We start from the raw sequence: 26,544 nt of genomic DNA, 5'->3' as shown, positions 1-26,544 counted from the left end.
GTACAACTCCACAATAGTTCATCACAGTGAATGATTCACTTGATAGAAGGGAAAAATCGATGGCAACGCAAGCCCTCGCCTCCGCGTCTCCGCCCATCGGCCGCACCTTCGGCCCGCCACCCGGTGTCTTCGCGGCGGTGTCGGCGGGGCTGTTCGTGGCCGGGCTGCTCGCGAGCATCGCCGTCGCAGGCGGCGCGGTCTTCCCCTCACCGTTCGGCGATCCGGCGGCCGCGCTCGCCTACTTCACCGACCATGCCGACGCCGTCCGTATCGGCGCGACGCTGCAGTTCGCCTCGGTGATTCCGGCCTCGCTCTTCGTCGCACTGACGGTGCTGCGGCTGCGCCAGCTCGGCACATTGGCGCTGATCGGCGGCGTGCTCGCGAATGCGGCGCTGCTGATGTCGGCCGTGATGACCTGGGTCCTCACCGTGCCGGCCACCGTCGAGAATCCGGCACTGGTCCGTGCGGTTCACACGCTGGCCTTCCTCGCCGGCGGCCCGGCCAATGTGGTGCCGACCGGACTGCTCATCGCAGGCATCGCCTTCCCCTTGCGCGCGGTCCGGACCTGGCTGCCCCGCATCGGCCTGGCCATCGCGGTCGTCGCGCTGGCCACCACCGCGACGCTGATGCGCACCGAGGTCGCCTTCCTGCTGCCGATCGCGCGGTTCACCGGCATGGCCTGGTTGATCGCCGCCGGCTTCCTCGCCTCGAATTTCCCCGCTACCGAAACGGAGTGATGACATGACCAACCCGCTGACCGAAAAACTCGTCCGCTTCCAGCGTCCAGAACGCTCGCTGCCGTATCTGCCCGGCCTCGGCTCCGACCGCATCGCGCCGCTGTTCGGACTGGACATCGTCGAATACGACAAGCTCTGCCAGTCCTTCGACGATCAGGCGCGCGAGGCCGCGCGAGCCCTGCTCGACGACGATGCGGTGGCCGCCGCGGTCGACGCACTGCCACTGCAGCCCGGCCAGCACGTGCTCGCGCTCGGCGAGAGTTCCACCGCCGACCGGCTGTCGTGGTTCGAGATCCTGCGTCATCTGATCGAGCTGCGGCGGCCCGCCGATCGCATCCGGCTCAGCAATTTCGCGATATCCGGCGCGACGACAACGCAGACGCTGAACCTCCTGCCTGTCCTCGGCTTCAATCGCCCCGATTGGGTGTTCTGCCAGCTCGGCACCAACGATGTGCAGCGCGTCGGCGGCCGGGACGGCCAGCGCCTGGTCAGCCGGCCGGAGACGGAACGCAATCTGCGCATCCTGCGCGACCGCGGTCTCGCGCTGAGCAACACGCAATGGGTCTGGCTGACCCCGACCGCGATCGACGAGGACCGGGTCGCGGACTACGAACCCTTCCGCCGCAACGGCATCACCTGGACCAGGATCGATATCGCCGATGTCGCGATGCTGGCGCGGGAGCTGCCGGATCGGACGATCGACGTCGAGGACGACACTGTGCCGGCCGACGAGGCGCCGCTGCTGCTCGACGACGGTGTGCACGCCTCGGTGGCGGGGCAGCAGGCGGTGGCCGCCTCGTTCGTCGCCGCGCTCGCTGACTGACCAGCCGTCAGCCGAACGATTCCAGCGGCAATATCTTCCAATCACCTTGTACCACATGTTATTTCGACGCATAGAGGCGCAGGGTGAGCGAAAACGGGGACCGGATGCCGGGATGGGCAGCCAGTTGCCTTGCGGGACGGCTGGGCCGAGATCGGCGTACTGCACGGCGATCTCGACCGAGCCGCATGCTCCCGGAACGATCGGCGGGTGGCGGGTGCACCAGCCGCGGACACGGTGAGAAAGCAGACATGAAAGCGGCGCAAGACATTCTCGCCGCCGGGCTGGCGTGACCGTCCGCGGAGACCTCGCCGTTAGGCGTCCGTCGTCAAGGGTTGGAATCCCCCGGCTTCAGCCGCGGGAAGGATGTCAAGTCATGCTGTCGCCATGGGTGATCGGATGAATATCGCGTCGGGTTCGGAGTTCGAGGACGTCGTCGGCTACTCGCGGGCGGTGCGCGTCGGCAATACGGTCGCCGTCAGCGGTACCACGGCCTCGCTGCCCGGCGGCAATGCGGTCGGCGGCGACGATATCGGCGAGCAGACCCGGGAAGCGCTGCGCCGCATCGGCACCGCGCTCACCGAGGCCGGTGCCCGCCTGGCGGATGTGGTTCGGACGCGCATCTTCGTCACCGATATCGCGCGCTGGCCCGAGGTCGCGAGGGCGCACGCCGAGGTATTCGGCGATATCCGCCCGGCCGCATCCATGTACGAGATCAAGGCGTTGATCACGCCCGCGCTGTTGGTCGAGATCGAGGCCGACGCAATCGTCGACGTATAGGAGTTTGTGTGACGGTTCCGGGTTCGGATCGCTAGTCTCGGTCTTGTGACCGAGGCGCCGGAGACCACCGTTCAGCTCGAAACCGTCGCCGAGGCGACGAATCGTCTGCTCGACACCATTCGCGGGCTCGACGATGACGTGACCGTGCCGTCGTTGCTGCCCGGGTGGACGCGGGGGCATCTGCTCGCGCATATCGCGCGCAACGCCGACAGTCTGGTCAATTTGTTGCTCTGGGCGCGGACCGGGATCGAAACACCGCAGTACGCGAGCATGTTCATCCGAGATGCCGATATCGAGGCGGGTGCGCCGCGGCCACTGGCCGAGCAGTTGGCCGACAACGAAGCGGCGGCGAATCGCTGGCTGGCGCTCGCGCAGACCACCCCCGAGCAGGCCTGGACGGCCACCGTTCGGACCAGGCAGGGTAGGCCCATTCCGGCCGCCGATGTCATCTGGATGCGGCTGCAAGAGGTGGAGATCCATCATGTCGATTTGGCGGCCGGTTACCAACCCGGCGACTGGCCAATGGATTTCGTCGCGCGGCTGCTGCCTCGAGCTGCCGCCGATTTGACCGAGCGGTTTGCCGATGAGGCTGATCCCGCGGCCGCGTTCGAGGTGCGAACCGTAGATACGGGCTTCGCCACGACCGTCGGCAGCGGATCCCCAGACCACACCATCAGTGGGCCCGCGTCTGCCCTGCTGGCGTGGCTGCTCGGTCGTTCCGAGGGAGCGGAGCTCAGCGGCGCACTGCCGACGCTGCCTGCGTGGAAATGACATTTCACGGCCCCGTGGAGTAGTTGGCTAGGGTGCGGCTCCTCGTTTGAGCCTTCCCTTTCGCGCTAATCTCTGCGTGTGCACTTGCCTCGCGTAGTGGCGGTGTGAGCGATGACGACCAGCGACCATACGAGGGTCAGGGCGACTGCCAGTCCGAGCAGGTAGTTGCGATCCAGGACGGTGGGGTTACTCGGCATCGGTTTACCGGACGCCGGGGTGCTCGGGGGCGATGCGGCGGCACGGCCCGCCAGCGCGAGATCGACGATATCGATGCCGCTCATCGATGTGCCAACAGGGCGTTGTGCAGCTGCTGGATCAAGTGCGCGAACCGGCCGCCGGATGCACGCGCAACCTGGAGTGCGTCGGCGAACGTATCGACATCGTTGTAGCGCGGCAGCGCGCGCACGCGAAGGCCACAGCACTGCATGGCATCTCGGGTGAGTTCGCCGGTTCGATCGGTCGACATGGGAACGTCGACGAGGGTGCGCGCGGCCTGTGGTGCCGGCAGCCCGAGCGCCCACCAGCCGCCGTCGTCGGCGGGGCCGAGCAGTGCGTCGCCGCGTAAGACGAGTTCGCGGGCGGCCCAGGTCAGCACCTCCGGGCCGATCTGCGGCGTATCCATACCGATCTGCAGTACCGGCAATCCGTACCGCGCGGCGTCGGCGTGCGCATTGGCCAAGCGCTCACCGAAAGATGCGCCACGCTGCGCGATGACCTCGAAGTCGGTTAATGCCCTTGTTACCTCATCCGCGCACTCCGCCTCCGCGAGCTCCCCGGTGAACGCGACGATGTGGTGCGCGACCGGACTGCGTGACATCGACTCCAAGGTATCCAGCAGCGACGCCGCGGCGACCTGTGCCGCTTCATGCGGCGAAAGCGGTGGTGTCAGACGAGTTTTGGCGAGTCCGGCAATCGGGGCTTTGGCCAGCACGAGCAGTGTCGCGGCCACTGGCGACGGTCGGAACGATATCATCGCAGCACCGCCAGGAAGTCGCGGGTCGCGCGCAGGGTGCCGAGCCACGATCCCGATACCTTCGAAACACCGCCCGCCCGTGGCCGATACGCGATATCGCGTTCGACGACGCGCCACCCCGCCCGCGCCGCACCAATCAGCAGCTGTAGTGGATAGCCGGAGCGGGTATGCAGCGGTCCGAGGGACAGTAGTGCGGCGCGGTGGGCCACCCGCATGGCACCGATATCGTGCACGGGCAGCCCATATCGGCGACGCAGTCGCCCGGCGATGACCAGATTGCCGAGCCGCGCGTGCCACGGCCACACCCCCCGACGCACCGGCTTGCGCCGTCCGACCGCCAAATCGGCGCCCGCACGCACCAATGCGACCAGCGGCGGCAACTCGCCCGGATCCATCGATCCGTCACCATCGAGAAAGGCGATCAAATCCGTGCTGGCCGAGGCAAGCCCGGCCTGCACGGCGGCGCCGTAGCCGGGTCGCGCCTCGGATACGACCGCCGCGCCGCACCGGCGGGCCACCGCGGCCGTCGCATCGGTCGAACCGTTGTCCACGACCAGCGCATGGAAGCCGGCCGGGATGGCCGCGAGCACACCTGGCAACGCCTCAGCTTCGTCTCGGCACGGGATGACCACAGTCACGCCGTCCGGGTTGTGGAGGGTCTCGGTCACCTTGTCGACGCTAGGCCAGCCCGGCCGAATCGAGGCCGCAAAACTGGTGACGAAACAGTGACGTCCGCGTTCAGAACCGCTCGAGCACCGGTTTTCCACGCGCCGCGGCCCTATCGTTAGCTTCGTGCATGACGTGACGGAGGCCGTGGCGCGGCCACGCGGCCGAGTGCGCGGCGAGTATCTGGGAGCAGGTATCGCCGCCGCACTAACCCTGGCGGCATTCATGGTTCCGCGAATCTCCAGCGAACAATGGCGGAGCAAGCTCTACGCGGGTGCCGCCCCGATATTCGGCAATTGGTTAACCCACGTCGGCTGGGGTTCGGTACCGGCCATCACGATCGCGATACCGGTGATCCGGTTCGGTCCCGCGATGGCCGATCTCTTGCCCTGGCGACGACTGCTCGCCGTGTCCTGGATAACCGCTCTGGCCTGGGCTTTCGCCCTGGCCATGATCGACGGCTGGCAGCGCGGCTTCGCCGGACGACTCACCGACTCCCACGAATATCTGCATGAGGTCCCCGGCGTCGGTGATATCGCAGCCATGCTGCGCGGTTTCTCCGGCCGCATTCCGGATTTCCAACCGGATTCCTGGACCACCCATGTCTCCGGGCATCCACCGGGCGCACTGCTGTTCTTCGTCCTGCTCGATCGCATCGGCCTGCGCGGCGGAGCTTGGGCGGGACTGGCGTGTCTGCTGATCGGATCCAGCGCCATCGTCGCGGTCGCGGTCGCATTGCGCGCACTCGGCACCGAGGATCGCGCCCGAAAGGCATTGCCGTTCTTGACGATAGCGCCCGCTGCGGTATGGATCGCGGTTTCCGCGGACGCCATGTTCGCCGGTGTCACGGCATGGGCGGTGGCGCTGCTCGCGCTCGCGATCCGGCGGCCGTGGGTCGCGGTCGCCGCCGGTGTGCTCTTCGGGCTCGGCATGTACCTCAGCTACGGTCTCGTGATCATGGCCCTCCCCGCCGTCGTGGTCCTGATCGCGGGCCGAACCGTCCGGCCGCTGTTGCCTGCCGTATTCGGCGCGCTCATCGTCGTGGGGGCCTTTACGCTGGCCGGTTTCTGGTGGCTGGATGGCTACCACCTGGTGGTCGAGCGCTACTACCAGGGCATCGCCGCCGAGCGGCCGTACGCGTACTGGGTCTGGGCGAATCTCGCCGCCACCGTCTGCGCAGTCGGCCTGGCCGCGGCCGCCGGATTACCGAGCGCGCTCGCGCACCAGCGCAGACCAGTCGATGCGACCGCGCTCTTGGTAACGGCGGCGATTTGCGCGATATTGGTGGCAGACCTCAGTGGCCTGAGCAAGGCAGAGACCGAACGCATCTGGCTGCCGTTCGACGTCTGGCTGCTCGCCGCGACCGCGTTTCTGCCGCGATCCACCGCTCGAGTCTGGCTGTTCGTACAAGCGCTCGGGACCCTCGTACTGGCCCACGCGATCCTGACGAATTGGTAACCCATGTACATTCTGATCGCCGATGACGACCCGCTGATCCGTGATGTGGTGCGGCGCTATGTCGAACGCGACGGGCTGACCGTCGTGGAAACGGGGTGCCGGTAAGGAACGTGTCACCAGGTACATGAAGCCTGCGTGAATCGGGGTTGCGGACCTGTTGGTGCGGTGTAGCTTTCGCGCGTGATGAGGGAGCTGGACCAGGACGAGCTGATCGACCGGTGGACGCTGCTGGGCAAGGAGCTGGAACTGGTCGCGACGAAGCGGGGCGCGGCGAAGATCGGGTTCGGGCTGATACTGCGGTTTTATACCGAGCGGGGCCGGTTTCCTCGCGGACGTGCCGAAATCCCTGATGCCGCGGTTGATTACGTCGCACGCCAGGTCGGTGTGGAGCGAACCGAGATCGCGTTCTACGACTTCACCGGCCGCACCAGCAAGGCGCACCGGACGCAGATCCGGGAGTTGCTGGGATATCGGGAATGCAGCGTCACCGATGCCGACGAGATCGTGGGATGGCTCGTCGAGCACGTGACCCGGCGCGAGCGCAGCGGCGAACGAGTACGGGAACACCTGTTGGCGCGCCTGCGCGAGGTGAAGGTGGAGCCGCCCACAGCCGGGCGAGATGAAGTGCGCCACCGCGATCCGCACCCGCACCGCATCCACCGAAGCGATCCTGCGCCGGTTCATGAAGGCTAACGCCGCCCACCCCACCTACCAGGCGATGATCGAACTCGGCCGAGTCCAGAAGACGATCCTTCTGTGCCGTTACCTGCGAAGTCGCGAATTGCAGCGGGAGATCAACAGCGGCCTGAACGTGGTCGAGTCATGGAACGGCGCCAACCAGGTCATCTACTACGGCAAGACCTCCGAAATCGCGTCCAACCGGCGCGACGAACAGGAGATGAGCGTGCTATGCCTGCGGATCTGCCAGGCCGCTCTCGTCTATGTCAACGTCCTGATGATCCAGGACGTCCTCGCCGACCCCGACTGGGACGGTGTGCTCACCGCCGAGGACGAACGCGGCCTGACCCCGTTGTTCTGGTCACACGTGCTGCCTTATGGCGAGGTCAAACTCAACATGAACTCGCGGCTTGCCCTCACCGGATGACACACAGCGAATCCTCGATGCCGCGCTCACGCTGGTCAGAGCGACTACCGGTCGACACCGGTCGACAACCCTCGCAACGATGCGTCCAGTTCCCGCCAGAGGTCTCCTACGCGGCCGCGGCCACTCGGGGCTTTCGGGTATCGCGTCAGGACCTGCACCACGATCGGGTTGGCCAGATCTGTCGCCTTCTCGAGGTAACCGCCTCCCACGTCAGGGGTGTCGCCGGCGTCGAGTTCGAATGCTCGAGCCGCATGGGCGGCCGACATGAGGATGTGCCCACCCTGGGTCGCCTTCGCCAGCGGGTGCAGATACGCAGCCCCTCCCGCGTGACCAGCGGCGCGCGCCGCTTCGGCCGCGGCATCGAGTCCTATCTCTTGAGCTGCCCGCGCGGCCCGGTGCGCGTCGAATGCGGTCGCACGTATCGCTTTCGTCCGCTTGCCTCCGGCGGCGAACTGGCGCACCGCGTCGAGCACTGCCCGTGCGCGCGGATCATCGGGACAGTCACGCTCGAAAATCGCCAAAACAGGCTCAGCACAGGCCACCGCATAGGCCGCGACCTCACGCAATTCGGCGATGCTGAGTTCGATAACCAGATTCTCGTCAGCCGCATTCATAGCATGAACAGTATCGTTGAACCTTCGTTTGAAACTCCCCGGAAATATTGGCAGGACAGTGGGGCGAAACCTTCAAATATTGGTCGACGCGCTTGTCGACCTGGCACGCGAGCACAGTCATCCACACACGGCGGTCAGGAACTACGAGACGGGCATCCTTCTTCGGCCCCGAAGTCCCGGAGCTGTCACGAAGTGCGAAGCACGAACGGCGCTACTGGCGTAGTGGTGTTCCGTAAGCCGATCCGCCACCGGAACACCGCAGCCGGGCGAATCCAGCCCTGGTCACAGGTGTTCCGTAGAGGTGTTCCGCGAACCGTTCCGGTGAACCCCCCTCCTATGGAACGATTTCCGGCGTGATCGATCCCTTCCGCGTCGGATACGTGCGCTGCTCCACCGACGGACAAGACGTCGAGATCCAGACCGAGCAGCTGCTCGCCCTCGCGGTGCCGCGCGAGCGGATCTTCATCGACAAAGGATTCTCCGGCACCACCCGAAAGAACCGCACCGGCCTGGACACGGTCTCGCGTAGCGGCCAGTCTGGTTGAGGCACACCATGGCGATATCACCGCCGAGAATCGAGAGCAGGGCTGCCGCTTCGAAGTTCGGCTACCACTCAGCAGACACTGAGCTACGCCACCGGCGCACTCGCGCCCGCGACCGCACGCAACGGCGCGAAGGCGAACTCGGCAAGACCTTCGAGTGGATCCACCTGCGCGGTGAATCCCAGAATGCGTTGCGCCTGTTCGGGACTCGCGACGATATGCCGCACATCGCCGGGGTGGTAGCGTCCGGTGATCACCGGTTCGGGACCGCCGCGCGCCGCGGTCAAGGCGCTGGCGACCGCGCCGATGGTGATCGGACGTCCCGAGGCGATATTGAGCGGAACGAACCCGGTGTGCGCATATTCGACCGCCGCGAGATTCGCCGCCGCGATATCGCTGACGTGCACGAAATCCCGCGCCTGCCGTCCGTCTTCGAAAACCTGCGGCGGCTTACCCGCCTCCAGCGCCGATCGGAAGATCGCGGCAACTCCGGAATATGGTGTATCTCTTGGCATATCGGGGCCATAGACGTTGTGATAGCGCAGTGCGGTGACCCCGGACTCGGTTACCGCCGCCCACGCGGCCGCATAGTGCTCCTGGGCCACTTTCGCCGCCGCATAAAGACTGCGCGGCCGCAACGGCGCATTCTCCGGCACCACCGCCCAACTCAACACCTCATCCGAATCCGGATCCCGATGCTCGAACATCGCATTCTCGAGATCCGCGCGCCTGCGCACCCCGGCCTCGATTACCCCGGCCCGAACCCCGCGATACCGCCCCTCCCCATAAACCACCATCGACGAAGCCAGTACCAACCGCCGACACCCTGCCCGATCCATAGCCGCCAATAAGACCGCTGTCCCCAAGTCATTGTGGCTCGCATAAGCGGGCGCATCCTGCGCACTCACCCCCGCACCCACCACCGCGGCCTGATGACAAACCACATCGATCCCCCGCAATACCGAATCCAGCGCCGCCGCATCCCGCACATCAACCAACCGCACATGCTCGGGAGCTACCGCACCGCCCCCATGCGCCGCGGGCAACATCACATCGACCGCCACCACCTCATGTCCGGCACCGATCAACTCCTGATGCACCCGCGCCCCGATAAAACCGGCCGCACCGGTCAGTAGCACCCGCATATCAGCACCACCCCAGGTTTCGGTGTGCTACCCGCGCGCAAGCCACTCCATTGTTTTGCGAGGTCATGTCCCGATTCTGCGGCCAATCCCGCAATAATTGCCGCAACCCGGCCCCGGTGGTCAGACTTTTGTCACGATCCCGGACCGGTGTCGTTTCGGTCAGCGCGCCGAACCGAATATGCCCGCAACAGCCGACGACAGCACGATCAGAGCGCGAAGGCTGACTATGCCGCTTCTCGAGAAGCAGCTCTGGAGTACCGCCGAGTGCCGAAGAGACTTCGCGGCGGACGCGCCTGTTACCTCCCGCCAGTGACGATCCCGGGAGCAGACTCGATCGCGCCTTGCTCAAGCGCCGCGGGAAAGGAAGCGCACAGGCGGTGGGGTTCGGTAACCGAAAGCTTTGATGAAACGGGCGCCGACCTGCGCTTGGCTGGCTTCGAGCGCTTCGGCGCCGACGGTGTTCATGACTCGGGTGATGACATTGAAAAGGGTGGCTACCCAGACGGCTTCGTCGAACGCCTCGGCGGTGACACCGGCTTGGCGGACCTTCTCGGCATCGCCGGGTGTGAGACCGTCGGGGTCGCGGACCATTTTGCCGACGAATTCGAGCATGGCGCGGGCTTCGGGGCGCAGGGGCGAGCTATCACCGTCGGCCAGGGCTTCGTCGACCAGATCGCCCGCCATATAGGCGCCCGCGATACCGCGGTGGGCGGACTGACAGAAGGGGCATTCATTGGATTGGGACGCCCGGATTGCGAAGATTTCGCGTTCGGCGACGGTCCAGCAGGACGGTCCGCGCATGGCGTCCTGGATGAGGTCCGACAGCGGGGTGCCGAAGTAGCGGTGCCGGTAGCAGGTGACCTTCATGATCGCGGGCGCCTCGGTGCCGCCCAACCGCCGCATGGTCGCGAACATGATTCGGGCCGGGAGTTCTTGACCGGATTCCACCGCGTCGAGCCACATTTTCTACAGCCCCTCCCAGGAACGGTGGGCGGCGCGCAGCCGTCGGTCGGCGGCGCCATAGGCCGCGACGACGGCGGCCTCGAAGATCTCGTCGTCGCCGCGGCCAGCCTCGGCCAGCGTCGTCATGTTCTTTTCGGTGATCCGATACGAGCGTTCGGCGACCAGTTCGACGAAGCCGGCGAGGTCGTCGGGGACCCCGGCCGCCTCTTCGGCACCCGAGGCCCGCGCTCGGATCGACCGCCGCACCTCGACCGGCAGCCGCCCCGGCGCGCCTTCGAGATGCGCGCCGAATGCTTCCCATTTCGAGCCCATAGGACGCAGTGCCATGGCCTCATTCTTGTCCATCAAGCGCACTACCGCTGCCGAACGACGATCAGATATCACCCTCGCCGCCGAAGTCCCTGCGCACGAAATTCGGGCGCAGATCCGGCTCCGGTTCGTCGTAGTAACGGTGGAAGGTCGGGGTCACGCCCGACGAGATCGGCGGGTTGATCCAGCTCCAATCGGTCGGGCATTTGCGGCCCGCGGCCTGCTCTCGATCGACATGGTCACAGAACTGTTTGGCGACCGTGTGATGGTCGACGATGTACACCCCGGCCTTCCGAAAGCTGTACAGCACAGCGCGATTCAATTCGACAAGGGCCTGATCGCGCCACAGTGAGCGTTCGTGTCTGGTATCCAGGCACATCATTTCGGCGATCAGCGGCAACATGTTGTACCGGGTGGCGTCGCTGAGATTGCGTGCGCCGATTTCGGCGCCCATGTACCAGCCGTTGAACGGCGCGAACGGGTAGGTGATGCCGCCGATCTCCAGGTTCATATTCGAAACGGCGGGCAGCGCATGCCATTTCAGGCCGAGGTCGGCGAACCAGTCCAATTCGGGATGTTCGAGTTCGACCTCGCGGGCCAGTTCGGGCGGGACGTCGAACCAGCGGATCGACTCGTCTGGTGTGCTGATGAGCACCGGCAGGATATCGAAGGGCGTGCCCGCGCCGCGCCAACCGAGCTTCCTGGCGAATTCGGTGATCGCGATATTGGCGGGGTCACCGGTGACAGTGCCGTCGCCGTTGCGATAACCGGCATACCGGATGAGCTGGGGGTTGACGATCCGGAATTCGCGGCCATCGGCCTGACGTGGTGGGCCGACAGTGATCATCGATTGGATGGCGCCGCCGTTGGTCGCCATATGCAGGTGCTGCCAGCAGACCTCGGCCAGATCGCGGGCCGAGCGCACCCGCCGTGCGTCGAGCAATTTCAGTGATCGCCAGTGTTTTCGCCCGACGCAGCGGGCGTGATTGCGCCATGCGAGCTTGGCGCCGACGAGGATCTCCTCGGCGGTCTGCACGTAGCTGCCGGTGTGTTGGAGCTGTTCCAATGCGGTGCGGCGGCGGTGCGCGGATAGATGCGCGAGCTCGGGCAATCGGAAGAACTCATCGCACTCCCGCATCCGCCTATTCGGATCGAGACCGAAAGGCTTTGTATCAGCGGCGCTTTCGAACAATACGTCGGGTAATGCTTGATTCACGGTGTTCTCCGGTCGGACATCAGATACTGCGGCTGAACAGACAGGCATTGATCGAGCAGAGAATTCGCGCGCGAAGCGCGGCTGACACCGGGCCACGCCGGCGGTCCGCGCGGTAGCCTCCGCGTTGCGGGAAATCCGGATCGGGCAGACGATTCAACAAGCGCAGTGGGACAGGCTGTCGGGTTGCCGGGCGCGCACACGGCAGCATTAGTTGGCTGCTGCCGTGTGCTGTCCATGATCATGCTCGCCCCAATCGACGCCTGAAAACGCCCGCACCGAAGGGTAAGACCGGTGTGCTGACCGTGTGCCCGAATTCGGCATAATGCCTGTTCGGAATCCGCCTACACGCGGACAGGCGCTCGCAACTGTTCACCGGCCCACCTGAACCAGACCGACCTGTACGTTGCGATCGACAACACCCGCCCGAAAGTTGTTGGTGGACAACGGCCGAATTCGACACCGTGACCGACGTCGCTCCGCTGGCGATCGCGGGTGGCGATTCAGCGCTCCGCCGGAATGGAACGCTGCTGACAAGTGGCCTTGCCACGAAATAGCCATATCTAATGGCCCGCATCACATACCGACCGGCATGGTCATGGCTTCGCGCCCACCTTCGCATTTCTGGCAGGATGGTCCGCATGCTGTCTCGGCGCGAGGTGCGGCGTTGGGTCTCCAGCGCCATAGTCAGCGTCGCACTGATTGCCGGTGCGGCGGGGTTCGGCCCATCCCAGGTGCTAGCCGCGCCTGGCGATCAGCCCCGACCGAATAGCGGATCGGCGGATGGTCCCTCGCCCGCGCAGCCGACCGTGCCCGGCGTGACGCACGCTTCGATTGATCGGATCGTGCATGTCAACGACCGGTGGCTGCGGGTCTGGGTGAATTCACCCGCGATGAGTCGCGCCGTCGAGGTGCAGGTGTTGCTGCCGCGTACGCAGGACCATCCGCGACCGACCGTCTACATGCTCGACGGACGCAGTGCCGAGGCGGAGAGCAATAACTGGACCGAGCTCGGGCACGCGGACAAGTTCTTCGAAGATAAAGACGTGAACGTGGTGCTGACGGTCGGCGGACCGGCCAGCTTCTACACCGACTGGCAGCGCCCTGATCCGGTGCTCGGCACCAACATGTGGGAAACCTTCCTGACGAAGGAACTGCCGCCGCTGATCGATGCGAAGTTCAACGGCAACGGACGCAATGCCGTCATGGGCGTCTCCATGGGCGCCGAGGCCGCGATGATGCTGGCTTTCCGGCAGCCGAAGCTGTACACCGCGATCGCCGCGCACAGCGGATGTTTCTCGATGGGAACCGATCTCGGGCAGGCACAGGCCCGCGCGGTAATCGCGACCTACCGCGGCGGACCGGACAATATGTTCGGCGATCAGCACAATCCCGCCTGGCTGGACCATGACGTGCTGCTGCACGCGGAAGCGTTGCGCGGCAAGGCGATCTATCTGTCGGTCGGCAGCGGACTTCCCGGTACATACGACACCCCGAACAACCCGGATGTGGCTAGCACCATCGGATTCGGCGGTCCGCTGGAGGCCGCGACCAATGCCTGCAGCCGCCGGCTGGCCGATCGGCTCACCGAGCTCGGGATTCCGTTGACCGCGAATTTCCGGGCAACCGGGACGCATTCGTGGCCGTACTGGGCCGACGAGTTGGGTCTGTCCTGGCCGACGATCTCCGGGGCGTTGGGCGTCTAGCCGATTCCGAAGCGCGCCAACACATCCGGATCGGTCGCGAACCGCAGGAACTGTTCGTTCTCGTGCGGATCACCGATGGTCACCCGCACGCCATCGGTGCCGTACGGCCGCAGCAGCACCCCGGCCTCCGCGCTCAGCTCGCCGTATTCGGCGCTGCGCGGGCCAAGCGGCAGCCACAGGAAGTTCGACTCGCTCGGCGGCACTTCGTAGCCCACGGCGAGCAGTGCCGCGCGCACCCGATCGCGTTCGACGACGAGCGTATCGGTGCGCTCGAGCAGTTCGTGCCGCGCCTCCAGCGAGGCGATCGCGGCGGCCTGGGCAACCCGGTTCACGCTGAACGGAATGTGCACCTTCATCAGCGCGGTGATCACCGCCGGATCGCCGACCGCATAACCGGCACGCAGTCCGGCCAGCCCGTACGCCTTGGAGAAGGTCCGCAGCACAACGACATTGGGCCGATCACGCCCGAGCTCGACACCATTCGGGCGTTGCCCGGGGGTGAGCCGCAGGTACTCGAAATAGGCCTCGTCCAGCACGATCAGCACGTGCTCCGGGATCGCGTCCAGGAAGCGGACCAGCTCGGCCTCGCCGACCGCGGTGCCGGTCGGGTTGTTCGGATTGCAGACGAAGATCAGCTTGGTGCGCTCGGTGACCGCGGCGGCCATCGCGTCCAGATCGTGCACGTGCTCCGGGGTGAGCGGTACCCGCACGGCGGTCGCATTGCCGACCTGGGTGATGATCGGATACGCCTCGAAGGAGCGCCAAGCGAACAGCACCTCGTCGGTCGGGGCAGCACAGGTGATCTGCACCAGTTCCTGGCACAGCGCGACGCTGCCACAGCCGACCGCGACGTTCGCCGAGGAGACGCCGAGGAAGTCCGCAATGGCCGCGCGGAGCTCGGTGGCCTGATTGTCCGGGTAGCGGTTCGCCAGTTCCGCGGCCTCGGCAATGGCCTTGGCAGCGGCCGGGAGCGGACCGAAGGTGGTCTCGTTGCTGGCGAGCTTGACCGCGCCAGGATGGTTGCGGCCGGGGACGTACGCCGGGATCGAATCGAGGTCCGGCCGGATGTGCACTGTCACAGTTTCAACCATATGCCCGGTACCGGAAAATCTGGTCGGCAGGGCCGCTCACGTGCAATTTCTCGCGAAGATCAGCGGATCCACCTACGCTGGTTCCATGTCGGGCATTTACGACGATATTGCGCCGCTACGTAGTCGCGACGACATCATTTCCGGTTCGGACTCACAAGAATCGACCGACAATCGGCATCGGATCGCCAGCGCCCTGGTGCCCATCACCGTGGCCGAGCCGGAGGGCAATGCGCGCGGCGGCATCGTGGTGCTGCACGAAGCCCGGGAGTTCACCGGGTCATTGCTGGAACTGATGAGAGCCCTGGCATCCGAAGGCTGGATGGTGGTCACGCCCAACTTGTTCCATCGCACCAACAGCGAGCCGGCGCAGGAGGTTTTCGGCGATGAGCTCTTCGACGATTTCGACGCCTGCTTCGACTGGCTCACCCGCCGCGGCGTCTTCCCGGACTGCGTCGGCGTGCTCGGCTTCGACCACGCGGGCACCGCCGCCTTCCTGGTGGCGACCAATCGCCCCGTCGGCGCCGCGGTTAGTGTCGCCGCATCCGGCATCGTCGAACCGCTCACCGACGAAGCCGACGCCCTCATCCGCGCGGCCCCGAATCTGCAGGCGCCATGGCTCGGGCTCTTCAGCGCCGACGACCCGGACACCCCGCCCGTCCAAGTCGATCAACTCCGGGACGCCGCCGCCAGCGCCGCGGTCGCCAGTCTCGTAGTGACCTATCCCGGCCTGCACCACCCCGCCTACCGATCCGGCGGCGACGAAGACTTCGATCTCGTCGATTCCCAGGCCCGGATTTTCGACTGGTTCGACAGCAATCTTCGGTAATTACCTGGCGTTTTGCGATCTGGATGTCGGCTACTGTAACCTTCCTTTTCGGCGGTTCGAAAGGACCGGTGCCCTCGAAGAGAAGGCTCCAGGAGGCGTGCCAGAGCGGCCGAATGGGACTCACTGCTAATGAGTTGTCCCTTCACGGGGACCGGAGGTTCAAATCCTCTCGCCTCCGCCACACTCCGGTTCGCCGGGGTTATACAACTGAACACAAGCATGCGCCCGTAGCTCAACGGATAGAGCATCTGACTACGGATCAGAAGGTTAGGGGTTCGAATCCCTTCGGGCGCACAGGAACTACAGGTCTGGTCGAGCATTATTACTCGACCAGACCTGTTTGTTCGAGCGATGCGAGATCTGCCGCACCGCATGTCTCTCCGGGAGGAATCATGGCCAAGTCGACGGCCTACACCGCTGCGGTTTCTGCGGCAGCAGCTGCCGCGTTACTCCTTCTGCCCGCCGCACCCGCACACGCCCAGTCCGCTCCCTGCGCCAAGGCCATCGACCTGATCAACGCCGCGATCGAAATGAGCGGCGGAAACCTGGACGTGGCGACGTCGACAGCGCTCTCCGACCGACTGAGGGTCCCGGCTGATTTCACCCAGGGCCAGGAGAGGGACGCCATCACCGCCTACGCCAACGCGCTGATCGATGAGAACGTCGCCGATCTCAACCCCTACACCGACGAGCTCAATCGCGTCTGCGGCGCCTCATCGTAACCAGGAAAAATCGCAAGATATCTCCTGGATCGGGTCCATAGCGCAATGAAAGTCGGTGCGCTATGGGTTCGATTCGTAGCGAGAACCGCGCCCGCGTAATCCCCGACACCGCAGCAACTTCGGCCACCGCGACCCCAGCACCGACCAACCCGATCGGGTGGTCACCGAACATGGCCACATCTTCGAAAACGACACGGTCGCCTCTCAATCGAGAGTGTCGCGGGAACCCAAGTCTGGCGGGGGGGATTTTTTCGTGCCTGCCGGTGCGCAAGTAGGCCACCGAGATGCCCGCGACCCGCTGGATCAGTTCCAATTCATCCGTATTCTGTGCAGTTTCGGCCCGGAGTGGTCGATGGCTACGCCACCCCGCGTGATCAGCTCTGGGCCGCGAACTCGTCGGCGTCCGCGCGGGCGATGGCAGCCTCGACGATGGCGTAGTCACTGGTCGAGCGCGTAGAGCGCGAAATCGATCGCGACCGTGGCGTCGTTCTCGGCGTTCTCGGCGTAGCGTTCGGCGCTCCGACGGTCATGTTCGGCTTTAGACCGCCATAGCGGACCGGGCGTCGGTGTTGCGGTCGCCGGCCTGGCGGCCCCTATCACGGCATCGTGCCTGGTCGACCAGGCCGCCGGAACCCTGCCGCAAGACCACCCGGACGAAAAGGTTGCACCAGCTAGCCAACAGATGCATACGCCGACGACCCGACCGCTTCATCCAGTCGGGTCAGGTCAGCGTCGAACCCACCCCTCGGCCAGATTCCGCGGTCGAGTTGCCGGCATCGGTCAGTTGAAGGAAACCCGGGCCATGCCAACCAGATTCGACTCGCATCCACCACTAGGCGGCTGCTTCTGCACGATCGGGTCAGGCGTCGTGGATGTTCAGCAGTACCTTGCCGAAGGTTTCGGAGGAGTCCAGGAGGCGGTGAGCCTCGGCGGCTTCGGTGATGGGGAGTTCGGCGTGGACCACCGGGGCGATGGTGCCATCGGCGATCAGGGGCCAGATGTGGCGGTTCAGCTCGGCGATGACGGTGGCCTTGCTTTCGGGGCCGGTGGCGGGGCGGTTGCGGACATTATTGGCGTGGATCGTGCCCCATTTGGACAGCAGCGCACCGAGATTCAGCTCCGCGCTGACGCCGCCCTGCATGCCGATCACCACGAGGCGGCCGTGCGGTGCCAGCGCCTCGACGTTTCGGGACAGGTAGGCCGCACCCATGATGTCGAGAATGATGTCGGCGCCGGGACCGCCCGCACCGTCCTCGGCGCGGATCGCGGCCACGAAGTCGTCCTCGCGGTAGTTGATCAGTACGCTCGCGCCCAGCTCGCGGCACCGCTTCAGCTTCTGCGCCGAGCCCGCGGTAACCGCCACACGCGCACCCTGGCTCACCACGACTTGAATGGCGTGCGTACCGATTCCGCTGCCGCCGCCATGAATCAGCACCAACTGCCCCACGTGCAGCCCGGCGGTCATCGCGAGATTCGACCAGACCGTCGCAGCCGCCTCGGGCAGCGCGGCCGCCGCACCGAGATCGAGTCCATCGGGCACCGGCAGCACCTGCGTCGCGGCGACGACAACCTTCTCCGCATACCCGCCCCCGGACAGCAGCGCGCACACCCGATCGCCGACATGCCAATCCCGCACCCCATCACCGACCTCGGCAATGACGCCCGAACACTCCAACCCCATGACCTCACTGGCCCCGGGCGGCGGCGGATAGAACCCCCGCCGCTGCAGCAGATCCGCGCGATTCACCCCCGCCGCGACAACCTCGATCAGCACCTCCCCGTGCCCTGGCACCGGATCCGCCATCTCGACCCACTCCATCACCTCGGGTCCCCCGAACCCGTTCAGCTTGATAGCGCGCACCGTCCCATCCTGCCTCGCGGGCAACAATATGGCGAGCTGCCTGCGGGGATAGGTGCGGGGGACCAGCGTTCCTGACGTACGCGGCTTTGTCGACTTCCAGCATGAGATCTACCCGGCGGAACTGGTGGTGCAGTCCCCGAATTGCCATTGACGGCTGCGGGTTTGGAAGAGCGGGCGCGCGAGTTGCTGCGTAGCGAAGCCTTCGCCGATGTGGCGGGGAGCGCGTGGGTGGAGCGCACGGCGGCAGCCAACCGGTCCGCCACGCGTCAGCTCGCTCAGACGTCGGGTTCCGAGCCCGGGTAGGTCGGATCGCGATAGCCCACTGAGCCTTCCGGCTCCGGCCTCGGAACCTGCACAGATCCGCGTTTCAACGACCGCGCACAGGTTCGCTCGGGTATCGGGCTGCCTGCCGAGCTCGGCGCAAGTTTCGCGGGGTTGATTGATCGTCTGTCCAGGTCTTTGATGCCCGCTTGGGCGGGGTTTGCCCTGTTCAGGCGGGCTTAGAATAGACCCGTGCAAGCCGAACCGAACAGTCACGCGCCTGTCGAACCGAAATGGCTCTCGTCATCGCAGCAGCGTGCCTGGCGGGCTTATATGGACGGTAACCAACGCTTGGCCACGGTACTCAACCGTCAACTGCAACGCGATTCCGACCTCACCCTCGCCGAATACCGGATCCTCGTCCTGCTCTCCGAGGCCCCCGCCCGATCACTGCGCATGAGCGAACTGGCCGACGGCGTGCTGTCCTCGCGCAGCCGACTCACCCATCAGATCCGCCGCTTGGAGATCCAGCAGATGGTCCGCCGCAACACCTGTCTCGAGGACGGCCGCGGCGTACTCGCCGAACTCACCGAGGAAGGTATGCGTCGGCTGGAGGCCGCCGCCCCCGGTCACGTCGAAGCGGTCCGCCGCAACTTCATCGACCTACTGAATCCCGAACAACTCGCGGTGGTCGGCGAGGTCTTCGCCCGCGTCGACGATGAGATCGGCAATTCCGACTGACCCCTCGGCAGCCGGCGCACGGCGCCGGGTACTCTCGTTGGCCTGGAGACGTGGCAGAGCGGCCGAATGCACTCGCCTTGAAAGCGAGCGTCGCGAGAGCGACCGGGGGTTCAAATCCCTCCGTCTCCGCAACAGACACCCTGGTCATGCTGTTGGCCTGCGGAGTCCGCGTGTTCGAATCGATCGAACGCCCGCCGTCTTGTCACGATTTGTCACAACCGCGTTCAAACTCCGGGCGGCATCGGCCAGCGCGTCGGGCTGGCTGTGGACGTAAGTGCGCATCGTGAACGCGGCATCGCAATGCCCCAGCCACGCCGACACCACCGCAATCGGCACGTTCTGAAGGTGCAGCAGGGTGCCGCAGGTATGCCGAGCATCGTGCAGCCGAATATGACGCACCCCGGCGGATCCACAGACCCGGTGCCATTCTCGCGACAGCCAATCCGGGTGCACCGGATGCCCGGCTTCATCGCAAACCACGTACTCACCCGGGCCATAGCTGGCGCCCAACTCCAGCCGTTCCACCGCCTGGGCAGCCTTAGCCCGCTTCAGGGCATCGCTGATCACCGGCGTAAGCGGCAGGGTGCGCTTCGATTTCTCCGTCTTGGTCTCCTTCTCGATGACCTCGCCGTCAACCTGAATCCGAGTATTCGTGATGGTCACCGTTCCAGCTCTAAAATCCACATCAGACCAACGCAAACCAGCGATTTCTCCGCGACGGAGGCCAGACAGCGCCAGATGCCATGCGTGCCCAGCACGGACCTGATCAGCGACGGCGAGCACTTTCCGAACCTCAGCCGCGTCGTAGGTATCCATCTCCTTCCGCGATCCTGGCACCCGGTCAACCAGGTCGGCGACATTGCGCGCCAAACGGCCCTGCCCCATTTGCGAGTCGAGCACCTTGCCGACAATCCGCAGCATCGGGTTTATGGTCTGGGCGTTCCACGTCTTGCACGGTCGCCCATGCGCGTAGACGAATTCGCCGTCTTGCAGGTCGCTCACAAGGTTGTCGAGGTGAGCCTTGGCCAATTGCTGAACAGGAAGGGACCCATGGCGATCACGGAGAGGCTGGAGAGCATGGCGGTACGCCGCTTTCGTGCTCTTGGCGATCCGCTTGCCGTCAAGCCACTCCGCACAAGCCTGTTCGATGGTGATCACCGACCGAGCGACGTAGGAACCACTCGAAACGGCATTGACGACCTTGCCCAACGCATCGCGTGCTTCCCTCTCGGTCCGATACCGCTTGCGAGTCTGCCGACGCTTGCCCGTTGTCGGATCGGTTCCTGCCTCAGCGGTGACCTGGTAGCGAATCTCGCCGTTCAGGAGGGTGATCTTCTCGATCTGCGGCGGTAGCTGCCGTCGACTCATGCCGCTGCGTCCTGGTCGAGCCGGGCGATGTAGTCGGTGACGGCTTGTTCGGTGACGAACCGGCGACGGCCGATCTTGACCGAGCGCAGTTCGCCGGACCCGATCAGTTCGTAGTACTTGCTGTGGCCGATCGGGATGAGCTTGCGGACGTCGGACTCGGTGAGCAGTTTCGACATGATGGGTTCCCCTCCTATGCGGCGGCTTGCTGGATTGCCGAAGTGTTTTGCGGCCCTGGCGGACTGGCCGCGAGTAGGGCGTTGGTGTATTGGGCGCGCCAGGTGATGCGTTGGGAGACCGTGGCCATGATCAGGTGGTCTCGGGGTGGCACGTTCTTGTCGCCGGTTTCGACCGGGGTGATGATCAGGTGGGAGCGATCCGCTGGGGTGATCCCGACCGCGGCGAGGGTTTGCCGCACGAAATCGGCGCGATCGGCCTTGTGGTCGGGCAGGGTCTTGTTCGACCAGCGGCGCGAGGCCAGGACCCGGCGACCGGGCATGCCCAAGGTGTCACGGCGGTGTGCTTTGCCCTTGCACTTGCCGGGCTGGGTCTTGGCGGTGGCGCCCTTGGGGACGATGCCGTAGCGCAACCACACCGGGCAGCGGGGCGAGCACGGGGTGTGGGTGAGTTCGGCGTGGAGCCGGTCGTAGTGCTCGGCGGCACGGTGGGATTGGGGTTCGATGATCTCGGCGATGCTCTTGGTGAGGTACTTGGTCAGATACCGCACCTTCCGGTCGGCGTCGGGGGTGCCGCCGAGGACGCCGATGGGTTTGACCTGGACACCGAACCGGATCACGTGGGCGGGGTCCAACTCGTCCACCAGGTCCATGACGTCGAGGGCTTCGTCCCAGCCGGTCAACGGCTGCCCGGTGTCGGGGTCGGTGAAAGTGCCGGCGTCGGCGTCCCAGACCGGCATCCGGGAATCGGCGTAGACCTCCTGGTCGTGATGGGGCCACCAGACTTGGTGGTAGGTGGCAGCGGTGACCGCCCGGAACACCGCGTGTGGGATCGATCCCCGGATTGCGATATGCAGGTGCGGGGCACCACGTTTCTGCGGTTCCACGGTGGCGAAGTACTGCACGTCCCAGCCGACCGCGCGACGCAGGTTCTGTATCCAGCGGTCGAACAACGCGGCGAAATGCACGATATCCCGGGCCGCACGCTGGTAGTCGTAGGTTTGCGGGTCACGCGGTGAACCGTCCCCGCACACACGACCTTTCGAATCGATCGCGCCGTCTTTGTGCACCGCCCCGTACGAATCCAAGGTGAGGGTGACGAACGTCGAGGGCCGGTACTTGCCCGCGTACTCACGCCCGACGGTGGTCTTGGCAACCTTCTTACGCGGCAGCTCCGGCACGTCCTGACGGCGGCTGGTGGAACGCTTACGCCGCTCGGTGGCCGACTTGTCGAAGTCTGGGAGGCGGCCACGAAACCCCGACCCACGCAACTCCACATCCAGGGAAGCGACGACTTCCCGGATACCGGCCATGAGTTCGCGATCACCGTCATCGGCGGCTTGCTGGTATTGGGCGAACATGTCCGACCGCGCCGACACCAGGTCCTTCTGCTGTTGGGTGGGAGTGCGCTTGTCGACCACGGGTTCGGCGTCCATGTGCCAGCCCTCATGGCATTGGGTCATCCGCAGAAACCGGGCCTTGGCCGCGCATGCCGGGCACACCGATTCGATCGTCGACTTACACGGCGACCCGATGTAGGTGACCTGCAACGTTTTCGGGTCCTCGGCCCGCATCGGCACCGGGCGGCGGCAGATGTGCTGTTCATCAGCCAACACCTCGGCGATATCCCGGAAATCGGGCAGGGCGCGACGCTCAGCCGCTGTTTGGCGGGGGGTGGATGGCCCGGAGGCCGGATCAAGGGTGATATCCCCGGTCCGGCCTCCGTCGATCATCTCGCTCATGCCACATCCTTCAGATCGTCCTGTAGGGCGATAGCTGTGGGTGAGAATTGTTGGTAGAGAACGATTTCCACTGTTCCGGGGCCGACGATCGCGGCGTCACAGCCCGGGACACCGAAGACCTCGGCGAGCTGGGTGGTGCGGTTCTCGTAATCTGCGGGGCAATGACCGTGCGGCATCCGAACCCGAACTCGATCGACGGTGTCGCCGATACGGACCGACAGCAGCCGCGGAACACGGGTGACGCCGTCGGCGGTGGTGAGAGTGAGACGGGCCGCGGTCATCAGGCGGGTCCAACGCAGGCGGTACCGGTACCAGGTGAGATAGCGGGCACGGATTGGGGCGCTGATCCACCGCCGGAAGGTGCGCGGGCTCCGGAACCGCCACACCACCATTCCCGCGACCATTGCCTCGCCTGCGAATGCCGTTGTCCACCAGATCATTTCGAAGTCCTTGTCGCACGTGGTTCGAACAGGGTCAGCTGGTCCGCGCAGGGTTCGTGCAGGTTCTTGCGCTTGGAGCGTGGTTTCCGGACCGATGCCGCCGCTGCGGAGACGATCGGATTCGGTTGTCGGGAAACAGGTTTCACAGAGCCGCTCATGACAGGTCCTCCCCGTCGCCCTGGCCACCTGTCGCTTGCCCGATTGCGGCTTGCAGCACACCAACTACCGCGACGGCGTCGTCTACGGTCATGGCCATATGCAGCACAGCGGCGAAGTTGTGTTCCTTGTGCAAGCTCACCTGGATCTGGCGCTGCCCCATGGCATCGGGAAGGTAGTTGGCGAATACCTCGCACGATTCGCGCAGATGCCCACGATCGGCGGAGACCAGCACCCGGTGAAAGTCCATGCCCCGCTCCGGCTTCCAATAGCCGCGTGAAGACTCGTTGCTGGTCATGCCACCCAGTCCCCACCGTCGTAGTCATCGGTGCCCCAGGCCGGGATTGCGCCGGTTTCGGCGAGCAGGTGAACCGCGACCGTGACCGGGTCGAGGCCGCGGGCTTGGAGCTGGCAGCGGCGACGGGCGTGCAGGTCGATGACGTTGTCGTCGTAACGGTGGTTGGTGTTCATGACAGGGCCTCGGTTTCGGAGATGCCGCACACGGTGCAGGTGCGGGGACGGGTGGTTTTGTTGAGCTGCAGGGCGATACGCCGTTCGGGGAAGGTGTGGCCAGCCTCGGTACAGCGGGCCAAGGCTTGGCAGCCGTCGCAAACGACCTTGTCGCCGTCATAAACCCAGCCGAGGACGGCGGATCGGGAGGTCAGGTAGGCAACCGCCTGGTTGACCGTGTCGAAGCAGATGCCCTCACCGGTGTTCTCGGTGTAGGTGTCACCGCAGACGTCGCAGTAGATGACCACGTGCACCTCGGTGACGAACCCGGTCTTCATGCCGCACGCCCCTCGGCGAAGTCAGCCAAATCGACCGGGCGCGGGACCGGCTTGTATTGCGCGACGATCCGGTCCACATCGGCGTCGGTGACCATGAACGCCCGAGCACGCCGGAACCCCGCTGTACCGTCTTCCTGCACGTAGCACACACCCGGTGTCGTGTGCGGGATCCGGTCGCAATAGGAGCCGCGGTTACGGGCGCCCTGACCGTGGATCATCGCGACCTGGGCGGCTTCGTCCATGCGCATACCGACCCGATACGGAAGCAACTGCCGTTGGGGCACATTCTCTTTCGACGGATCGATCACCGTCTCGATCACCGAATACAACGGAGCCCGACCCTGCGAGAGCAGCAGACCGTGAGCGCGTTCGAAACGCTGCTGCATCTTCGGGGTGGAGAACGCCGACAACGTGGCCGCCTCGTCGATGATCGTCACCACGAGGGGGTTTTCCGGCGTCGGAACCGGTTTGCGGACCTTGCCCCGATACTGTTGCGTGGCCTCCTGCAGATCGGTGACGGTTTCTTCCAGCAGCCCGACCATTTCCTCTTCGCTGGTGCAGGCGAACCGGGTGCACAGCGGTTGCAGGAACCCCAGCTCCATACCGCCTTTGGGGTCGATGACCCGCAGATCCACCCGCCCGGAACGGATCGCCGGCCCCATCCCGTTGACCAGCGACCACAACAGGCTCGACTTACCCGAGCCCATACCTCCGGCGATCAGGTCGTGATAGCCCTGAACCGGCATGGTCCAGATCTGACCGTCCTCGAACACGCCGACCGGGATCGCTTCCAGGTCCACGTCATCGGAGACCACCGGGACCGGTGACGGGTGGCCCAACGTATCGACCACCCTCACTTGCAGGCGGACGAATCCGGGAGACGACGACAGCGCGGTCACCTCGGGAACACCGATGTAGTGGGCGAACGCGTCCAGGGTGTTCTGATCGGTCCAATCGGAGATCTTGTGCCCACCACGCATCTGCACGTCCACATCCAGCCCGTAGGCGGTGTACTCGACATCCAGGACCGTGGGGAAGCCCTCATCGTTGGAGCCGAAACCCAGCTCACGCCACAACATCAACTCCTGCTGGCGATCACAGAACACCAGGATCGAGGTCTTCAACGGCAGCGGTGCCGCCCCCACCCAATCAGCGACCGTCTCCACACGGGCAGCGGGTTTGCGCCGCGACCAATACGCCATCCGCGCCGCCATACCCACACCACCGGCCGCCGCAGCCAGCGGGGGCAACATGGTTGCGAAACTCATCAGCGCGTCCCCCGATCCCACCGGTTGTTCAGCACGCAGAACTGGCCACAGGAACTCTCATCACGCGGTGGTGTCGGTTCGCACAACATCGCGCACTTGTCGGGAGACGGGCGCGAGGGCTGGTTCTGGCAGAACATCACGCACCCAGACGGATCAGCCACGGCCACCGGAGCCGCTGACACGACCACAGCGGCGAACACCACACCCACGGGCAGCAGCAACGACTTCGACATCACGCCACCTCCGACCCGCGAGCAGTGCCGAACTCGGCCACGGCGTCAACCAACTCAACCGCGAGTGCCTCGGCCTGGTCGTAGTCCATCCGCACCGAGGCGTGAACGGTCGTCTCGCTCCCGATCTCCATCACCACAGCCAGCTCCCCGTTGGGGAGTCGGTGGCAGAACGCTTCCACCTCACCGGGAAACGACGCGGCAGGGACCGGCGACTGTTGGTCGGCTCCGACGCTGCGGACCTGCTCATCCACCGAATCGCGCAGATCCTCGATCAGCCAGAACACCTCGCGCGGTGACAGCGCAACCCCTTTGCGCCCCAGCTTCAGGAAGACCACGTCTTGATCCGGGTCATAACCGGTTTCCATCCGCACTGGCGGCGGTGGGAAGCCGAACAGCTGACGCAGGAACATCAAATTCATTGCTAATCAACACCTTTCAGAAAATGGTGAGCGGAGCCGCGGCAGGCAGCAGCGGAGCAGCCGGGCGGGCGGGAATGGGTTGGATGGTTCGCACCGGCGCGGAGACCATGGGCGCAACCGGGACCTCGGCCACCACAGCGGGCGCAGGAACTTCAACAGGCTCAAGCACGGAATCCGGGAGTTGCGGAGCCGAAGCGTCCACGGGAACGGAATCCGTTGCAGGCTCGTCTGATTCGACCGGCGTGGGTTGCCGCTTGCGCAACAGCACCGCCAGCCCGTGCGTATCGATCAACAGAGCAGCCGGGGCGATCACCGCGAGCACAGCAGCACCGATCCCGTGACCCGACACCAGAGCGTGAGCGATGTTGCCGCCGATCGAGACCGCAGCCCCAGCAACCAGGACACGTTCGAACCACTTGCGGTCGTCGCTCTCGGCCAACGCCAACACGGCGATAGTGGCCTGAATGATGGTGCCGTCCACAATGACCGGGAACAGCCACGCCAGCGGTTCGGGAGTATGAGCCTTGATCGCGAGGTCACGTAGGGCCGCGAACGACAACACGAACGCCGCGACCCCGATGACCACGACAACGAGAACGGCGGACCAGCGAGCCCACGCCATCCCCTTGGACTGCCGATCCGCCGCGTCCATC

General features: G+C 65.4%; 32 protein-coding genes and 3 tRNA genes. 15 read left to right on the top strand and 20 right to left on the bottom strand.

Going from position 1 to position 26,544, the window contains the following annotated elements:
• Positions 1 to 59: 59 nt before the first annotated feature.
• The 4 genes from AB0L63_RS10685 to AB0L63_RS10670 all read left to right on the top strand — a co-directional run bounded on the left by AB0L63_RS10685 (position 60) and on the right by AB0L63_RS10670 (position 3,108).
• Positions 60 to 737 carry a hypothetical protein gene (locus tag AB0L63_RS10685; RefSeq protein ID WP_364497672.1) on the top strand — a complete coding sequence of 226 codons (678 nt, stop codon included), beginning with the start codon at positions 60 to 62 and terminating at the stop codon, positions 735 to 737.
• Positions 738 to 741: 4 nt separating this feature from the next.
• On the top strand, positions 742 to 1,560 hold the full coding sequence (locus tag AB0L63_RS10680) for an SGNH/GDSL hydrolase family protein (protein WP_364497669.1): 819 nt from the start codon (positions 742 to 744) through the stop codon (positions 1,558 to 1,560).
• A gap of 384 nt (positions 1,561 to 1,944) precedes the next feature.
• Positions 1,945 to 2,337 carry a RidA family protein gene (locus AB0L63_RS10675; protein WP_364497666.1) on the top strand — a complete coding sequence of 131 codons (393 nt, stop codon included), beginning with the start codon at positions 1,945 to 1,947 and terminating at the stop codon, positions 2,335 to 2,337.
• A gap of 45 nt (positions 2,338 to 2,382) precedes the next feature.
• On the top strand, positions 2,383 to 3,108 hold the full coding sequence (locus AB0L63_RS10670) for a maleylpyruvate isomerase family mycothiol-dependent enzyme (protein ID WP_364497663.1): 726 nt from the start codon (positions 2,383 to 2,385) through the stop codon (positions 3,106 to 3,108).
• Between the two features lie 65 nt (positions 3,109 to 3,173).
• Here the strand turns inward: AB0L63_RS10670 and AB0L63_RS10665 are convergent, their stop codons facing one another.
• Genes AB0L63_RS10665 through AB0L63_RS10655 form a run of 3 tightly spaced genes read right to left on the bottom strand, consistent with a single transcriptional unit; the run spans position 3,174 to position 4,749 of the window.
• Positions 3,174 to 3,389, bottom strand: coding sequence for a hypothetical protein (locus AB0L63_RS10665; protein ID WP_364497660.1), 216 nt, complete (start codon positions 3,387 to 3,389; stop codon positions 3,174 to 3,176).
• A complete protein-coding gene (locus AB0L63_RS10660; protein ID WP_364497657.1) occupies positions 3,386 to 4,057 on the bottom strand; it encodes a DUF2064 domain-containing protein in 672 nt (223 codons plus the stop codon). The genes AB0L63_RS10665 and AB0L63_RS10660 overlap by 4 nt, the downstream gene beginning before the upstream one ends.
• Positions 4,058 to 4,077: 20 nt before the next feature.
• Positions 4,078 to 4,749: a glycosyltransferase family 2 protein gene (locus AB0L63_RS10655; RefSeq protein WP_364497654.1), complete on the bottom strand. Its 672-nt coding sequence runs from the start codon at positions 4,747 to 4,749 to the stop codon at positions 4,078 to 4,080.
• 133 nt (positions 4,750 to 4,882) lie between these two features.
• Here AB0L63_RS10655 and AB0L63_RS10650 point away from each other — a divergent pair, with 133 nt between their 5' ends.
• The 3 genes from AB0L63_RS10650 to AB0L63_RS10640 all read left to right on the top strand — a co-directional run bounded on the left by AB0L63_RS10650 (position 4,883) and on the right by AB0L63_RS10640 (position 7,310).
• Positions 4,883 to 6,205 carry a hypothetical protein gene (locus tag AB0L63_RS10650; protein ID WP_364498210.1) on the top strand — a complete coding sequence of 441 codons (1,323 nt, stop codon included), beginning with the start codon at positions 4,883 to 4,885 and terminating at the stop codon, positions 6,203 to 6,205.
• Between the two features lie 183 nt (positions 6,206 to 6,388).
• On the top strand, positions 6,389 to 6,898 hold the full coding sequence (locus AB0L63_RS10645) for a DUF4158 domain-containing protein (protein WP_364498207.1): 510 nt from the start codon (positions 6,389 to 6,391) through the stop codon (positions 6,896 to 6,898).
• The gene (locus AB0L63_RS10640) at positions 6,825 to 7,310 is read left to right on the top strand and encodes a Tn3 family transposase (RefSeq protein WP_364497652.1); all 486 of its coding nucleotides are present in this window, start codon (positions 6,825 to 6,827) and stop codon (positions 7,308 to 7,310) included. Before AB0L63_RS10645 ends, AB0L63_RS10640 begins: the two co-directional genes overlap by 74 nt.
• Before the next feature lie 44 nt (positions 7,311 to 7,354).
• Here the strand turns inward: AB0L63_RS10640 and AB0L63_RS10635 are convergent, their stop codons facing one another.
• A complete protein-coding gene (locus AB0L63_RS10635; RefSeq protein WP_364497649.1) occupies positions 7,355 to 7,924 on the bottom strand; it encodes a putative immunity protein in 570 nt (189 codons plus the stop codon).
• Between the two features lie 353 nt (positions 7,925 to 8,277).
• Between AB0L63_RS10635 and AB0L63_RS10630 the strand changes: the two genes are divergently transcribed.
• Positions 8,278 to 8,469 carry a recombinase family protein gene (locus AB0L63_RS10630; RefSeq protein WP_364497647.1) on the top strand — a complete coding sequence of 64 codons (192 nt, stop codon included), beginning with the start codon at positions 8,278 to 8,280 and terminating at the stop codon, positions 8,467 to 8,469.
• Between the two features lie 83 nt (positions 8,470 to 8,552).
• Here AB0L63_RS10630 and AB0L63_RS10625 read toward each other — a convergent pair whose 3' ends face one another.
• The 4 genes from AB0L63_RS10625 to AB0L63_RS10610 all read right to left on the bottom strand — a co-directional run bounded on the left by AB0L63_RS10625 (position 8,553) and on the right by AB0L63_RS10610 (position 12,021).
• Positions 8,553 to 9,611, bottom strand: coding sequence for an NAD-dependent epimerase/dehydratase family protein (locus tag AB0L63_RS10625; protein ID WP_364497644.1), 1,059 nt, complete (start codon positions 9,609 to 9,611; stop codon positions 8,553 to 8,555).
• 345 nt (positions 9,612 to 9,956) lie between these two features.
• The gene (locus AB0L63_RS10620; protein WP_364497641.1) at positions 9,957 to 10,574 is read right to left on the bottom strand and encodes a carboxymuconolactone decarboxylase family protein; all 618 of its coding nucleotides are present in this window, start codon (positions 10,572 to 10,574) and stop codon (positions 9,957 to 9,959) included.
• Between the two features lie 3 nt (positions 10,575 to 10,577).
• On the bottom strand, positions 10,578 to 10,901 hold the full coding sequence (locus AB0L63_RS10615) for a hypothetical protein (RefSeq protein ID WP_364497638.1): 324 nt from the start codon (positions 10,899 to 10,901) through the stop codon (positions 10,578 to 10,580).
• 46 nt (positions 10,902 to 10,947) lie between these two features.
• Complete coding sequence (locus AB0L63_RS10610; RefSeq protein WP_364497636.1) at positions 10,948 to 12,021, bottom strand: nitric oxide synthase oxygenase; 1,074 nt, start codon at positions 12,019 to 12,021, stop codon at positions 10,948 to 10,950.
• 716 nt (positions 12,022 to 12,737) lie between these two features.
• On the opposite strand from AB0L63_RS10610, the gene AB0L63_RS10605 reads away from it, so the two are divergent.
• Complete coding sequence (locus tag AB0L63_RS10605; RefSeq protein ID WP_364497633.1) at positions 12,738 to 13,802, top strand: alpha/beta hydrolase family protein; 1,065 nt, start codon at positions 12,738 to 12,740, stop codon at positions 13,800 to 13,802.
• On the opposite strand, the gene hisC is transcribed toward AB0L63_RS10605, so the two are convergent.
• Complete coding sequence (hisC, locus tag AB0L63_RS10600; protein ID WP_364497630.1) at positions 13,799 to 14,881, bottom strand: histidinol-phosphate transaminase; 1,083 nt, start codon at positions 14,879 to 14,881, stop codon at positions 13,799 to 13,801. The genes AB0L63_RS10605 and hisC overlap by 4 nt on opposite strands.
• 97 nt (positions 14,882 to 14,978) lie before the next feature.
• On the opposite strand from hisC, the gene AB0L63_RS10595 reads away from it, so the two are divergent.
• From AB0L63_RS10595 to AB0L63_RS10580, 4 genes are all read left to right on the top strand, one after another.
• Positions 14,979 to 15,719, top strand: coding sequence for a dienelactone hydrolase family protein (locus AB0L63_RS10595; RefSeq protein WP_364497628.1), 741 nt, complete (start codon positions 14,979 to 14,981; stop codon positions 15,717 to 15,719).
• 91 nt (positions 15,720 to 15,810) lie between these two features.
• Positions 15,811 to 15,900: transfer RNA gene (locus tag AB0L63_RS10590), tRNA-Ser, on the top strand.
• 40 nt (positions 15,901 to 15,940) lie between these two features.
• A tRNA-Arg gene (locus AB0L63_RS10585) sits at positions 15,941 to 16,013 on the top strand.
• 98 nt (positions 16,014 to 16,111) lie between these two features.
• Positions 16,112 to 16,441, top strand: coding sequence for a hypothetical protein (locus tag AB0L63_RS10580; RefSeq protein ID WP_364497625.1), 330 nt, complete (start codon positions 16,112 to 16,114; stop codon positions 16,439 to 16,441).
• A gap of 859 nt (positions 16,442 to 17,300) precedes the next feature.
• On the opposite strand, the gene AB0L63_RS10575 is transcribed toward AB0L63_RS10580, so the two are convergent.
• Positions 17,301 to 18,302 (bottom strand): NAD(P)H-quinone oxidoreductase, encoded by a 1,002-nt coding sequence (locus tag AB0L63_RS10575; protein WP_364497622.1) that lies wholly within the window; start codon positions 18,300 to 18,302, stop codon positions 17,301 to 17,303.
• 594 nt (positions 18,303 to 18,896) lie between these two features.
• Between AB0L63_RS10575 and AB0L63_RS10570 the strand changes: the two genes are divergently transcribed.
• A complete protein-coding gene (locus AB0L63_RS10570; protein WP_364498204.1) occupies positions 18,897 to 19,304 on the top strand; it encodes a MarR family transcriptional regulator in 408 nt (135 codons plus the stop codon).
• 44 nt (positions 19,305 to 19,348) lie between these two features.
• A tRNA-Ser gene (locus AB0L63_RS10565) sits at positions 19,349 to 19,433 on the top strand.
• A 15-nt stretch (positions 19,434 to 19,448) separates the two neighbouring features.
• Here AB0L63_RS10565 and AB0L63_RS10560 read toward each other — a convergent pair.
• The 10 genes from AB0L63_RS10560 to AB0L63_RS10515 all read right to left on the bottom strand — a co-directional run bounded on the left by AB0L63_RS10560 (position 19,449) and on the right by AB0L63_RS10515 (position 26,543).
• Entirely contained in the window at positions 19,449 to 20,672 is a 1,224-nt protein-coding gene (locus AB0L63_RS10560) for a tyrosine-type recombinase/integrase (protein ID WP_364497619.1), read from the bottom strand.
• Positions 20,669 to 20,848, bottom strand: coding sequence for a helix-turn-helix domain-containing protein (locus AB0L63_RS10555; protein WP_364497616.1), 180 nt, complete (start codon positions 20,846 to 20,848; stop codon positions 20,669 to 20,671). The genes AB0L63_RS10560 and AB0L63_RS10555 overlap by 4 nt, the downstream gene beginning before the upstream one ends.
• Before the next feature lie 14 nt (positions 20,849 to 20,862).
• Complete coding sequence (locus AB0L63_RS10550) at positions 20,863 to 22,587, bottom strand: replication initiator (protein WP_364497613.1); 1,725 nt, start codon at positions 22,585 to 22,587, stop codon at positions 20,863 to 20,865.
• Positions 22,584 to 23,027, bottom strand: a complete 444-nt coding sequence (locus AB0L63_RS10545) for a hypothetical protein (protein ID WP_364497610.1) — start codon at positions 23,025 to 23,027, stop codon at positions 22,584 to 22,586. Before AB0L63_RS10545 ends, AB0L63_RS10550 begins: the two co-directional genes overlap by 4 nt.
• A 154-nt stretch (positions 23,028 to 23,181) precedes the next feature.
• On the bottom strand, positions 23,182 to 23,481 hold the full coding sequence (locus AB0L63_RS10540; RefSeq protein WP_364497607.1) for a hypothetical protein: 300 nt from the start codon (positions 23,479 to 23,481) through the stop codon (positions 23,182 to 23,184).
• On the bottom strand, positions 23,478 to 23,654 hold the full coding sequence (locus tag AB0L63_RS10535) for a hypothetical protein (protein ID WP_364497604.1): 177 nt from the start codon (positions 23,652 to 23,654) through the stop codon (positions 23,478 to 23,480). Before AB0L63_RS10535 ends, AB0L63_RS10540 begins: the two co-directional genes overlap by 4 nt.
• Positions 23,651 to 23,971 carry a hypothetical protein gene (locus AB0L63_RS10530; RefSeq protein ID WP_364497601.1) on the bottom strand — a complete coding sequence of 107 codons (321 nt, stop codon included), beginning with the start codon at positions 23,969 to 23,971 and terminating at the stop codon, positions 23,651 to 23,653. The genes AB0L63_RS10535 and AB0L63_RS10530 overlap by 4 nt, the downstream gene beginning before the upstream one ends.
• Positions 23,968 to 25,239: an FtsK/SpoIIIE domain-containing protein gene (locus AB0L63_RS10525; protein WP_364497598.1), complete on the bottom strand. Its 1,272-nt coding sequence runs from the start codon at positions 25,237 to 25,239 to the stop codon at positions 23,968 to 23,970. The genes AB0L63_RS10530 and AB0L63_RS10525 overlap by 4 nt, the downstream gene beginning before the upstream one ends.
• Positions 25,240 to 25,471: 232 nt before the next feature.
• Positions 25,472 to 25,891: a hypothetical protein gene (locus tag AB0L63_RS10520; RefSeq protein WP_364497595.1), complete on the bottom strand. Its 420-nt coding sequence runs from the start codon at positions 25,889 to 25,891 to the stop codon at positions 25,472 to 25,474.
• 16 nt (positions 25,892 to 25,907) lie between these two features.
• Complete coding sequence (locus AB0L63_RS10515; protein ID WP_364497592.1) at positions 25,908 to 26,543, bottom strand: DUF2637 domain-containing protein; 636 nt, start codon at positions 26,541 to 26,543, stop codon at positions 25,908 to 25,910.
• Between the last annotated feature and the right edge of the window lies 1 nt (position 26,544).

This window comes from Nocardia sp. NPDC051990 (assembly GCF_040680755.1).
Lineage (GTDB): Bacteria > Actinomycetota > Actinomycetes > Mycobacteriales > Mycobacteriaceae > Nocardia.
The sequence above is the reverse complement of the archived record's forward strand: the minus strand, read 5'-3'. Positions and strand labels throughout refer to the sequence as shown.